We start from the raw sequence: 12,713 nt of genomic DNA, 5'->3' as shown, positions 1-12,713 counted from the left end.
CGGGTCGTTAGCTCAGTTGGTAGAGCAGTTGACTTTTAATCAATTGGTCGCAGGTTCGAATCCTGCACGACCCACCAATTTAACATCAAACTCAGATGTTAAACGTGAAGGATAACGTTGCGTCAGCAACGGCCCTTAGGGCGAGCGAAAGCGAGTCATCCTGCACGACCCACCAATTTCGATTGGTGACGAGTGAAGAAAGATTCAGGAAGTACCCGAGCGGGTCGTTAGCTCAGTTGGTAGAGCAGTTGACTTTTAATCAATTGGTCGCAGGTTCGAATCCTGCACGACCCACCAATGCTTAGGTGAGCACTGGTAGTAAGCGTGAAGGATAACGTTACGTTAGTAACGGCCCGTAGGGCGAGGCGAAGCCGAGTCATCCTGCACGACCCACCATCCTGAATACTTCAAGCAGTAAAATCCCGCAAGGGGTCGTTAGCTCAGTTGGTAGAGCAGTTGACTTTTAATCAATTGGTCGCAGGTTCGAATCCTGCACGACCCACCAATGCAAAAAAGCGCCCTAAAGGCGCTTTTTTGCTATCTGCCATTCCTCAAAAATTATAACCATCCACAAATACCTTAATGCTGCGCCATTCCACCCTCGCGCTGTGCTTACCGTGGCTACAATTGGCACAGGCCAGTAGCCAGTAGCCCGGACAGATGCGAAGCATCGCCTCCGGGAAATGTACCGGGCCTGATGCCTTTGCGTGGCTTCATCCCGGGGGCGGCGCTTGACGCGCCTTGCCCGGGCTACAGGTTCGTACGTTCTTCGGGTTTGGTAGCCCGGACAGATGCGCAGCATCGCCTCCGGGAAATGCCGGCTAAGTAATAAAATACCTCACGACATTTTCTGTACAATCGGCTATCTTGTTTAGCATATAAAACACCATGACCGATTAATGCCTTTTTACAGGCTGATTACGGTCTGAAAGTTAAGCCAGCGAAACGAGACTGCAAGATGAGCGTAATGTTTGACCCGGAAGCGGCGATTTATCCTTTTCCGCCGAAGCCAATGCCGTTAAGCCGCGATGAGAAGCACTTCTATCGAGAAAAGATTAAACGCCTGCTGCGCGATCGCGATGCGGTGATGGTTGCCCACTACTACACCGACCCGGAAATTCAGCAACTGGCCGAAGAAACCGGCGGCTGCATCTCTGACTCCCTTGAGATGGCGCGCTTCGGCGCTCGCCATTCTGCCTCAACGCTATTGGTTGCTGGTGTGCGCTTTATGGGTGAAACGGCAAAAATCCTCAGCCCGGAAAAAACCATCCTGATGCCTACGTTGCATGCAGAGTGTTCTCTCGACCTGGGCTGCCCGATTGAGGAGTTTAGCGCCTTCTGCGACGCTCACCCGGATCGTACCGTGGTGGTCTATGCCAATACATCTGCGGCGGTTAAGGCTCGTGCTGACTGGGTTGTAACCTCCAGTATTGCGGTCGAACTCATTGAGCATCTGGATAGCATGGGCGAAAAAATCATCTGGGCACCGGACCGCCATTTGGGCAGCTACGTCCAAAAACAGACCGGTGCTGATGTGCTGTGCTGGCAGGGGGCTTGCATTGTTCATGATGAATTCAAAACCCAAGCGCTGGCAAGAATGAAAGCCCTTTATCCTGATGCGGCGGTGCTGGTTCACCCTGAATCACCACAGGCGATTGTCGATATGGCCGATGCGGTGGGTTCAACAAGTCAGTTAATCAATGCGGCTAAAACGCTATCGCAGAAGCAGCTAATAGTGGCCACCGACCGCGGTATTTTCTACAAAATGCAGCAGGCGGTACCGGAGAAAGAGCTGTTGGAAGCGCCTACGGCTGGCGAAGGGGCAACCTGCCGCAGCTGCGCGCACTGTCCGTGGATGGCGATGAACGGCTTGAAGGCAATTGCTGAAGGGCTGGAGAAAGGAGGTTCTGAACATGAAATTCATGTTGATGAACATCTGCGTACCGGGGCGTTAGTTCCGCTGAACAGAATGCTCGATTTTGCGGCTACACTTCGGGGATAACTCATTACCGCGTCACAGCACGCTCTGGGGATAAGATGGATTTTTTTAGTACGCAGAACATATTAGTGCACATACCCATTGGCGCCGGGGGATATGACTTATCGTGGATTGAAGCAGTTGGCACCGTTGCAGGCCTGCTATGCATCTGGTTGGCAAGCCTGGAGAAGATCAGCAACTATGCGTTTGGGCTGATCAATGTGACTTTGTTCGCCATTATCTTCTTCCAGATTCAGCTCTACGCAAGCCTTTTGCTGCAAGTCTTTTTCTTCGTGGCCAACGTCTACGGCTGGTACGCCTGGTCACGGCAAACCAGTGATAATCAGGCGGAGCTGCAAATACGCTGGCTACCGCTGCCTAAAGCGCTGGGTTGGCTGTCGGCCTGTGTGGTCGCTATTGGCTTAATGACGGTGTTTATCAACCCGGTCTTTGCGTTTCTGACGCGGATTGCCGTTGCGCTCATGCAAACGCTGGGGTTGCAGGTGGCGATGCCGGAGCTGCAGCCCGATGCGTTCCCATTCTGGGACTCTTGCATGATGGTGTTGTCCATTGCGGCGATGATTCTGATGACGCGCAAATATGTTGAAAACTGGCTGCTGTGGGTGATTATCAACGTCATTAGCGTGGTTATTTTCGCGCTCCAGGGCGTATATGCGATGTCGCTCGAATATCTGCTTCTGACCTTTATCGCGCTCAACGGCAGCCGGATGTGGATTAACAGCGCGCGTGAGCGCGGTTCTCACGCGTTTTCTCGTTAGTGATGGTGATGATGCCCATGCCCGGCGTGCGACATGTTCAGACGGCATTCCGGGCCGCTACAGGGCTGATACTCCATCTGCACCGTAACGTGTTCAATCGCATATTTGTGCTGTAAGAAATCTAGAATGCGCTCCAGCAGGCCGTCGTGATCGTACGGCGGCACTACCTGAACATGCAGCGTCATCACCGTTTTCTCACCCACTAGCCAGGCATGAACATGATGTACGTCGCGCACTTCCGGTATTGAGCGGCGTAAGTCGCGTTTGAGTGCATCGACATCAAGCGAACGCGGCGCACCTTCCAGAAGTTCATTGATACTCTCCTGAAGCAAACGCCAGGCACTACGCAAAACCAAACACGAAACCAGCACGGAGAGAATCGGGTCGATTGGCGTCCAGCCGGTGGTAAGGATGACGAGTGCTGCAATTATCGCCCCGACTGAACCGAGTAAATCTCCCAGCACGTGTAGGGCGGCGGCGCGTACGTTAAGGTTACGTTCCTCGCTTCCACGATGCAGGATCCAGAAGGCCAGGATATTGGCCAACAACCCGGCAACGGCGATGATCATCATCGTTTTACCGGCAACCGGTTGAGGATGATGAAAGCGCTGGATGGCCTCCCAGACGATCAGGATGGTAATTACCACCAGGGCGATTGCGTTGAGAAATGCCGCCAGCGTGGTCAGCCGCAGCCAACCAAAAGTGTGGCGCGTATTTGGCGGACGGCGGGCAAAGTGAACGGCTAAAAAAGCGAATAGCAACGCTGCTGCGTCGGTAAGCATATGCCCGGCATCGGCCAGCAGTGCCAACGAGCCTGAGAGCAGCCCGCCAACGACTTCAACCAGCATAAATCCGGCGGTTATGCAGAACGCCAGCAGCAGGCGGCGAGCATTATTATCTTCAGGTTGTTGAGCAGGAGTATGCGAGTGTGAGTGCCCCATGGCGCCATCCCTACGTTATTATTTTCCCTATTACTTTATGACAACATCGCGCTTTTAGTTTAACAAAATGCAAAAGGAGAGCCTGAGCTCTCCTCAATTATCAACATCACACTACGATTACTGGGTGGTGCCGTCAGTTTTACTGGCATCATCCTGGCCGACTTTTTTATCGGTATCCGGGCAACGCCCATCTTTACACATCGAGTTTTTATGCACTTCATCGCTCGACATGCCGTCATGGTTCATGTTTGAGCCATCGGGGTGGAGCATTGTACCGCCGGTATTGCTGGAACCAGTATTAATGTTGCCGTCCACATTGTTAGGCGCGACGTTCTCGCGTGCGTCAGGTGCGACCTGTCCGGCATCGGCTGCCGAGTTGGCCTGCCCGTTATTAGATTGCGTGCCAGTATCGGCGGCAAGAACCGCGCCGCTGGCCAGGCTCAGGGTTGCTGCGAGGAGAAGACGGGTGAGTTTGTTCGTTTTCATTAGATGCTCCTGTTATGGTGGATTTGTCGGATAACGCTTCCAACAGTGCATTTAGCAGAGGTTTAACTCGCGATGGTTAAAGGCTCGGTATCAGCGAACGGCATTAATATATAATGCTGAATGCTAAAGGAAATTAAGTTCTAACAGTTAAAAATTGTAGTTTATGGCCATCATTCCGCTACTTTATGGTCTAATTTAGCCTAATTCCAGGAGTATTCTGTCGGTACTGTAAAATCACGTTTACACTTTTTGACTGAAGAGATAGATTGGAGGGATTGCATTTAACTAGATAAGTATGGCAACGCTGGAAATAAGATGAATTATCAGAACGACGATTTACGCATTAAAGAGATCAACGAATTATTACCTCCCGTTGCGCTCCTGGAAAAATTCCCTGCTACCGAAAATGCTGCGAATACTGTCGCGCATGCTCGCAAAGCAATCCATCAGATCCTGAAAGGCAATGACGATCGCCTGTTGGTGGTGATTGGTCCATGTTCCATTCACGATCCGGCGGCGGCAAAAGAGTACGCTGAACGTCTGCTTAAGCTTCGTGAAGAGCTGAAGGGTGAGCTGGAGATTGTGATGCGCGTTTATTTTGAAAAACCGCGTACCACCGTGGGCTGGAAAGGGCTTATCAACGATCCGCATATGGATAACAGCTTCCGCATCAACGATGGCCTGCGAATTGCGCGTAAGCTGCTGCTGGATATCAACGACAGCGGGCTGCCTGCTGCCGGGGAATTCCTTGATATGATCACCCCGCAGTATCTTGCCGATCTGATGAGCTGGGGAGCGATTGGCGCGCGTACCACTGAGTCACAGGTGCATCGCGAGCTCTCTTCTGGCCTCTCTTGCCCGGTGGGCTTTAAAAACGGCACCGACGGAACGATTAAAGTCGCAATTGATGCGATTAATGCTGCCGGTGCGCCGCACTGCTTCCTGTCGGTGACCAAATGGGGTCATTCGGCGATTGTGAACACCAGCGGTAACAGCGATTGCCATATCATCCTGCGCGGCGGTAAAGAGCCGAACTATAGCGCGCAGCACGTCGCTGAAGTGAAAGTTGGGCTGGCGAAAGCGGGTCTTCCTGCTCAGATCATGATCGATTTCAGCCATGCCAACTCCAGCAAGCAGTTTAAAAAGCAGATGGATGTCGGCGTGGACGTGTGTCAGCAGGTTGCTGGTGGCGAACAGTCGATTATGGGCGTGATGATTGAGAGCCACCTGGTGGAAGGTAATCAGAACCTTGACAGCGGCGAGCCGCTGACCTACGGCAAAAGTATTACCGATGCCTGCATTGGCTGGGAAGACACCGACACGCTGCTTCGTCAACTGGCGGATGCGGTGAAAGCGCGTCGCGGCTAAGTATCTCTTTTCTTAATATAAAGCCGGCTCAATGTAGTTGGCTTTTTTGATCCACTTCCAGTTTTAGCGATCTTTTTTATTTCATTAATAACTATAGGGGTACAATTACACAATTTTAGTGAATTTATACGAGCGATAATTCTACAATGGCTAAACCTAATTTATACCGAGGTAAACCACTTCCTCTGAGCCAACTCACCTCTGATGAGTTTGAAAATTTTGTTTATAGCATATTATCTATCATTGGAAAGCATCAGCAATTTAGGGTAGAAAACGGCGGGCAAAAATCCGGTGACGAGGGATACGATTGTACGGCGCGAAGTACGCTCGATAATTCACTAATATGTATTCAGTGTAAACGCTATTCTTCGGCTTTGGGCACTGATACTATCGCTGAAGAGGTCGTAAAAGTAGCTCTAAATGGGTTTTTAAACAATGATACTCCCTCAAAACATCTCACCATTACTTCTGGGACCGTCGCTGGTTCAGTCAGAAAAATGCTGCGACAAAAAGATTTTAATGATTTAAAAAGTAAGTGTTTAGAGAAACTTTCTATCAGGCGTTATGAAAAACAATGTCAGAGTGTTCTTGAAAGAGGTGGCGTTCCTGAGGATATTATTAAAGGATTTATTGATACTGCAAAAATAGTTGTGTGGTCAGCAAATGATTTTGAGTGTGAAATGACTATCGTATGGCCAGAAATTGTTCCACTTTTGGATAGTTTTTTTGCTGTGGAAGTTTTTATTCATGAGTATCCAAGAGCAAAGTTTGATATACATGAATACTATGCCAGAGTTAAGAGTAAGGCCGAGGTTGGGATTGAACTTAATATGCGGAAGACGACTCTTCCAGAGAATGTCATCGATAATTTAAAATGCCATCAACATGACATAAATAGTACATTTAATTATTCTAATTTTATTAATACATTACCTGAGGTATTACCGGGGAAAGGTAAGTTTTTTATTGTTTGCCCCGGGGGAGGAGGTAAAACATATTTACAAAAACATATTCAATACAAAATAATTGAAGATGATGCATCATCGTATTTACCTGTTTATATTGAATTGAGCGTATACGAAAAAAATAATCTTGATAGACTGATAAATTCTGCACTAGGTATATCGCAAGGTGACTGGAATTCTTTACCTTCTGAATTTTTATTTCTGTTTGATGGTCTGGATGAAATGCAGGAAACAGATGTACCTGCTTTCGTTTATGAAATGCAATCTTTATCATTAACCTACCCATGTATTATTACGGTTAGAGATACTGGATTACGAGTCCCGACGGTTATTGACGATATTAACGGTGTTGCTTGTATTGAACCTCTATCCTATCGACAGATAGTTAAATTGGCGCAGCAATTTCTTCCAAAAGAATTACTAAAATCATTCTATATTGATCTTCACCAAATAATTAATAATCCAGCGGCATCATTTTTGCGATTGCCATATGGTATGGTGAAAACATTGGATTTCTATAAAAATCATAAAATGCTGCCTGTTAGATTCTCTCAGATTTTGGAAATGGCTATTGAAAATAAAATCACGAAAAACAGATCTAGAATGACAACACAAAATATTGATTTGAACAAGTTGGATAATGAAACTATCAGAGCAATAATAATGGTGCTTGTATATTATGCTCGTGTGACTTTAGCCTCTCATATCTTATCTGCAAAGGCTCTGTCTTCATCTGTCTTTAAAGTTAATGACTATCTAAAAGAAGATGGTGTTTTCTTTAGCTTTAATTCAATGTCTCATTTTTTGGAATTTATAAGTAAGTTTGAAATACTAAAAAAAATAAATGAAGGCTATGTTTTTACAGAGCATAATATATTGCTCGATTATTTGCTTTCCAATAAATTAAAAAATGATTGGCATCATATCACGGAGAAGCAATTTAGTATTATTAGCCGTGACACTTGGTTTTTTGTTAGTGAAAGTATTTTGCCAGAGGAAAAAATATTATTTTGTGATTTTGTCTTAAGAAACGATATGGTGATCGGGGCGGTAATATGTAAAAATATTGGCGGGCAATCACTTCATATTGCTGAAAAAATGATCCTTGAAAAAGAACAAAGTGATATTATTATTGAGCGTAGCGCTGCAATTATTGCTTTAGGGATACTTTCAACACCAAAGGCTATTGCGCGTTTACGCTCAAATAACAACGCAATTGATTATCAGCACCTCGGACAGCGCCGTTCTTCATTGATAGTTTCTGGAGATATTATTCTCCTCAAAGAGGCTGTGAAAGAAGCATCATCAATGATGCAATTTGCCAAATTATCAGGTGGTGACTATCAATTATGGTACAAAGCACCAGTGCCCTTAATTATGAAGATTGCAAGAGATGAGGTACTCGAATGGCAAAAAGATAAGAATAAGTTTCTATGCTTGGCATTAGATACTCTCAGACTGTACGGAGATGAGAGTGATGTCGAAAATTTGCAGGGAGTTGTTTATGGTACCAATTCTTTAAAAGATCTCTATTCTGCACTCCATGCTATTCGTGAAATTAATGAATCAGTGCTAATCTCGACAGTAAAAGTCGCACTTAATCAACAAGAGCATTTTATATTTTATCTGAAAAAAATATTGCATGAACTAAATGAGCCTGTTGATTTTACCGATGAAATAAAATCATTTATGGCTTTGGTATTACGCGAAGTCCCATATCAAAATTTAGATATGGGACTGATTGAACAAGTTCTTGCAACACTGAAAAACTGGTCGGGGACAATTTCCTTTGAGAACGAACTATTTAGGGCTTATAAATGTGGAAAACAACCAGCGGAATTCTTAGGCTATGATTACTTATGGTCCTTAGCGAGTGCATTTCATTTCAAATCATTTGAAAAAGAAGCGATTGAAATTATTCGAAATAATCGACTTGAATTTATAATGCCTGCACTCCGCTTCATTGATGAATTACCAATACAGAATATTAAAAATTATATATCTGAAATTAATACATTCTATCTCAAGCATATAGTCACCGGCCATACCTTAGCTGGTGTTGAAATGAGCTTGATCATTCTTATGGATAAGTGTGATAACAATATTTCCCTTGAATGGCTAAAGATATATCTAAACGATGCTATAATGAGAAAAAATAATAATAGCGAAATGAGTTTTAATATTAAAAATACACTTGCACTTTCTGGTATTATGGAGTTAGTACTTAAATATACTCTAGAATTGGAGCGAGAAATTGTTGATAAGATAATTTTACTAGATGCAAGAACTTTTCCTGCAGTAAGTGACTATCAACCTAAAATGCTTTCCCTTCTGTCAGATGATGATGTGACTATTTTATTTCATAAAGTAGCGAAATACGGTGATGGAAATGTTATTGTCGCTTTCATTGAGAAAATATTAATAGCAAAAAAATACCTACTGGATAAGTCTTCAATTATTCCACATATTCCTTTGTTGTTCAGTCATCATATGTATTATGCAACTTTGTACGACTTGCTGTCATTATATTGGGATGACGAAGTGGAGAAAGTGTTTTTAGACACCTTCTTTAAGACTCCGTTGGATCAGATTAATGCGCAAATGTTTGAAAAATATATATCACAATATGGACAGTTGTTGAGTGTTCACCGGCTTGAGGAGTATAAATTCTCTGCCGAAGGGTTGCCTAACCCAATTGCTAAACGGATTTTTTTGCTGTGGTGCGAGATTGCTGAAAAATGATCTGTAGACTACGGTACTGCAAGATATGGAACAGAAAGAAATAATAGTTGGCAGAGTGGTGTCCGGATCAGAGGTATTTTAGTGAGCTACATGTGTGCGGTGATAGTGTTAGTCGGTATGGTGCAGATATTCTGAATGGAGGTTATCAGTCGTTAATTAGGGCGACCATGGCCGCCCGAAAAATTAATTACTTCGCTTTACCCTGGTTTGCAACGGCTGCGGCTTTCGCGGCGATCTCGTCGGCATTGCCCAGATAGTAGTGTTTGATAGGTTTGAAGTTTTCGTCGAATTCATACACCAGCGGCACGCCGGTTGGAATGTTCAGCTCGAGAATTTCTGCTTCGCCCATGTTGTCGAGGTACTTCACCAGCGCACGCAGGGAGTTGCCGTGAGCGGCGATAATCACGCGCTCACCGCTTTTCAGACGCGGCAGAATGGTTTCGTTCCAGTAAGGCACAACGCGGTCGATAGTCAGCGCCAGGCTTTCGGTGGTTGGCAGTTCTGCATCGGTCAGTTTTGCGTAACGCGGATCGTGCCCCGGATAGCGCTCATCGTCTTTGGTCAGCTCCGGCGGTGTTACCGCAAAGCCACGACGCCACTGCTTAACCTGCTCGTCACCGTATTTTTCAGCGGTTTCTGCTTTGTTCAGACCCTGCAGCGCACCGTAATGACGCTCGTTCAGTTTCCAGGATTTCTCAACCGGCAGCCAGGCCTGATCCAGTTCGTCCAGTACGTTCCACAGGGTGTGGATGGCACGTTTCAGCACAGAGGTATAAGCAAAATCGAAGCTGAAGCCTTCTTCTTTCAGCAGCTTACCGGCTGCTTTTGCTTCACCAACGCCTTTTTCAGACAGGTCAACGTCATACCAACCGGTGAAACGGTTTTCGTTGTTCCATTGGCTTTCGCCGTGACGAACGAGTACCAGCTTAGTTACAGCCATTCTCTTACTCCTCAATACACGTCATCCTTCGCGCCGCCTCATTGCTGGCTGCTTTCACTCACCCTGGTCACATAGTTAACTATGCTTCCAGAGATTCGTTCATTTGCCGCCTTGATGCGACCCGAATGCTGTAGTGTATATATTTATTGATTGATAACTATTCTCATTATATTGCTGTGATTTACCTCACGGCAATGCTTATCCCTAACCATAGCGAAAATAGTGGCTCAGTGTAAGGTGCTTGTAAAATTGAGGTTATGTTTTTGTCTGTAAGTGGCGTATTTTTCAGCGAAAGGATAAAAAACCCTCCATCAGGAGGGCTTGGGATTATTTCGCAATAAACTGATATTCCGTCAGGCTGACGTACTCTTCGCCGGGGCGTAGAACGCAATCCGGCTGCGGCCATTCCGGATGGTTCGGCGAATCTGGCAGGAACTCGCTTTCCAGCGCCAGACCTTGCCAGTCATCGTACGGTTGCGCCGTACGCGACGGCGTGCCGCCCAGATAGTTGCCGGAGTAGAATTGCAGGGCCGGAGCGGAGGTATAGACCGTCATCTGCAGTTTTTCATCCTGCGACCAGACGTGAGCCGCCGGGCTGCTGGCATCGCCCAGCGCCTGAAGCAGGAACGCGTGGTCGTAGCCTTTCACTTTTTGCTGGTCTTCGTCGCGCAAGAAATCATCTGCCAGCACCTTCGGCGTGCGGAAATCGAAGCTGGTGAGGGTGACGTTTTGCAGATCGCCCCCCGGAATGCCATCGCTCTCTACCGGCAAATAAACATCAGCGAAAATTTGCAGCCTGTGGTTGCGCACGTCACTCTGCACGCCATCGAGGTTGAAATAGACATGGTTGGTCAAATTCACCGGACAGGGTTGGTCAACGGTGGCGCGATATTCGATGGAGATCCGATTATCGTCGGTCAGGCGATAGTGCGCCGTTGCCGTCAGATTGCCGGGGAATCCCTGATCGCCATCGTTAGACGAGAGTGAAAACAGCACGTGACGAGCATCAGCGCTGACAATCTGCCAGCGGCGCTTATCAAAACCATCTGGCCCGCCGTGCAACTGATGGCCCGCTTCGTTGGACGGGGTCAGATTGATGGTACAACCATCCAGCGTAAAGCGGCTGTTAGCGATGCGGTTAGCGTAACGACCGACGGAAGCACCGAGATAGGCGGCCTGGCGCGTATAGTCGCCAGGAGTCGCGCAGCCGAGCAGCGCTTCGCGCACGCTGCCGTCAGCCAGCGTCACCTGCGCGGAGAGCAGCGTGGCGCCCCAATCCATGACGGTCACCGTCATCCCCGCGTCGTTACGCAGGGTGAGGATATTCCACGGCTGGCCGTCCGGCGCCAGCTCCGTTGTTTGATTTAGCATTGTCCTGCTCCCTGAGACGGCTTGCACACGTAGAACGTTTCTTTGATACCGGTTTTTGCTTCGTACTCTTTGGCAACGGCCTGCTGCACGGTATCGACCAGATCTTCCGGCACCAGCGCGACAATACAGCCGCCGAAACCGCCGCCGGTCATGCGGACACCGCCTTTATCGCCGATGGTTGCTTTGACGATGTCCACCAGGGTATCGATCTGCGGTACGGTGATTTCAAAATCATCGCGCATCGAGGCGTGTGATTCCGCCATCAGTTCGCCCATTCTCAGCAGATCGCCTTTTTCCAGCGCCGTGGCGGCTTCCACGGTACGAGCGTTTTCGGTCAGGACGTGGCGAACACGTTTGGCGACAATCGGGTCAAGCTCGTGGGCGACAGAGTTGAACTCATCCAGAGTGACATCGCGCAGAGCGGGTTGCTGGAAGAAGCGAGCGCCGGTTTCGCACTGTTCGCGGCGCGTGTTGTATTCGCTGCCGACCAGGGTACGTTTAAAGTTACTGTTGATAATCACCACCGCGACACCTTTTGGCATCGAGACCGCTTTGGTCCCTAATGAGCGGCAGTCGATCAGCAGCGCGTGGTCTTTTTTACCGAGTGCGGAGATGAGCTGGTCCATGATGCCGCAGTTGCAGCCAACGAACTGGTTTTCCGCTTCCTGACCGTTCAGCGCAATCTGCGCGCCGTCGAGGGGCAGGTGATAAAGCTGCTGGAACACGGTACCGACGGCGACTTCCAGTGAAGCCGAGGAGCTTAATCCTGCGCCCTGCGGTACGTTGCCACTGATGACCAGGTCCGCGCCGCCGAAGTTGTTATTCCGCTGCTGGAGATGCTTCACCACACCGCGAACATAGTTCGACCACTGCTGGGTATCGTGGCTGGTAATCTGCGAGTCCAGAGAGAACTCATCGGTCTGATTGTCGTAGTCGGCGGCAATCACCCGCACGGTACGATCGTCACGCGGCGAGCAGCTGATGACCGTCTGGTAATCAATTGCGCAGGGCAACACGAACCCATCGTTATAGTCGGTATGTTCGCCGATCAGGTTAACGCGGCCAGGGGCCTGGATAACGTGGCTGGCCGGATAGCCAAACTTTTCAGCAAACAGGGCTTGGGTTTTCTCTTTCAGACTCATG

General features: G+C 47.8%; 9 protein-coding genes and 3 tRNA genes. 7 read left to right on the top strand and 5 right to left on the bottom strand.

All coding sequences use genetic code 11. From position 1 onward, the window contains the following. The first annotated feature begins 1 nt into the window (after nt 1). The 5 genes from DA718_RS19535 to pnuC all read left to right on the top strand — a co-directional run bounded on the left by DA718_RS19535 (nt 2) and on the right by pnuC (nt 2,757). Nucleotides 2–77 (top strand) — tRNA-Lys (locus DA718_RS19535). Nucleotides 78–221: 144 nt separating this feature from the next. After that, nucleotides 222–297: transfer RNA gene (locus DA718_RS19530), tRNA-Lys, on the top strand. 132 nt (nt 298–429) lie between these two features. Beyond that, nucleotides 430–505: transfer RNA gene (locus tag DA718_RS19525), tRNA-Lys, on the top strand. A gap of 453 nt (nt 506–958) precedes the next feature. Beyond that, nucleotides 959–2,002 carry a quinolinate synthase NadA gene (gene nadA / locus DA718_RS19520; protein ID WP_112214453.1) on the top strand — a complete coding sequence of 348 codons (1,044 nt, stop codon included), beginning with the start codon at nt 959–961 and terminating at the stop codon, nt 2,000–2,002. 35 nt (nt 2,003–2,037) lie between these two features. Next, nucleotides 2,038–2,757 (top strand): nicotinamide riboside transporter PnuC, encoded by a 720-nt coding sequence (gene pnuC / locus DA718_RS19515; protein WP_112214452.1) that lies wholly within the window; start codon nt 2,038–2,040, stop codon nt 2,755–2,757. On the opposite strand, the gene zitB is transcribed toward pnuC, so the two are convergent. Both zitB and DA718_RS19505 read right to left on the bottom strand, forming a co-directional pair. Beyond that, nucleotides 2,754–3,698 carry a CDF family zinc transporter ZitB gene (gene zitB, locus DA718_RS19510; protein ID WP_112214451.1) on the bottom strand — a complete coding sequence of 315 codons (945 nt, stop codon included), beginning with the start codon at nt 3,696–3,698 and terminating at the stop codon, nt 2,754–2,756. The two genes, pnuC and zitB, sit on opposite strands and share 4 nt — an antisense overlap. A gap of 117 nt (nt 3,699–3,815) precedes the next feature. Continuing rightward, nucleotides 3,816–4,184, bottom strand: coding sequence for a YbgS-like family protein (locus DA718_RS19505; RefSeq protein WP_112214450.1), 369 nt, complete (start codon nt 4,182–4,184; stop codon nt 3,816–3,818). A gap of 315 nt (nt 4,185–4,499) precedes the next feature. On the opposite strand from DA718_RS19505, the gene aroG reads away from it, so the two are divergent. Together aroG and DA718_RS19495 are read left to right on the top strand one after the other, a co-directional pair. Then, nucleotides 4,500–5,552, top strand: coding sequence for a 3-deoxy-7-phosphoheptulonate synthase AroG (gene aroG, locus DA718_RS19500; protein ID WP_112214449.1), 1,053 nt, complete (start codon nt 4,500–4,502; stop codon nt 5,550–5,552). Between the two features lie 146 nt (nt 5,553–5,698). Then, nucleotides 5,699–9,259 (top strand): restriction endonuclease, encoded by a 3,561-nt coding sequence (locus DA718_RS19495; protein ID WP_112214448.1) that lies wholly within the window; start codon nt 5,699–5,701, stop codon nt 9,257–9,259. A 187-nt stretch (nt 9,260–9,446) separates the two neighbouring features. On the opposite strand, the gene gpmA is transcribed toward DA718_RS19495, so the two are convergent. From gpmA to galK, 3 genes are all read right to left on the bottom strand, one after another. Beyond that, a complete protein-coding gene (gene gpmA / locus DA718_RS19490; protein ID WP_004100351.1) occupies nt 9,447–10,199 on the bottom strand; it encodes a 2,3-diphosphoglycerate-dependent phosphoglycerate mutase in 753 nt (250 codons plus the stop codon). A gap of 327 nt (nt 10,200–10,526) precedes the next feature. Next, nucleotides 10,527–11,570, bottom strand: a complete 1,044-nt coding sequence (gene galM, locus DA718_RS19485; RefSeq protein WP_112214447.1) for a galactose-1-epimerase — start codon at nt 11,568–11,570, stop codon at nt 10,527–10,529. Then, on the bottom strand, nt 11,564–12,712 hold the full coding sequence (galK, locus tag DA718_RS19480) for a galactokinase (RefSeq protein WP_112214446.1): 1,149 nt from the start codon (nt 12,710–12,712) through the stop codon (nt 11,564–11,566). Before galK ends, galM begins: the two co-directional genes overlap by 7 nt. Between the last annotated feature and the right edge of the window lies 1 nt (nt 12,713).

The sequence above is a fragment of the Klebsiella huaxiensis genome, from assembly GCF_003261575.2.
GTDB lineage: Bacteria > Pseudomonadota > Gammaproteobacteria > Enterobacterales > Enterobacteriaceae > Klebsiella > Klebsiella huaxiensis.
Note: the sequence above shows the minus strand (reverse complement) of the source record. Positions and strands in the feature narration are given on the sequence as shown.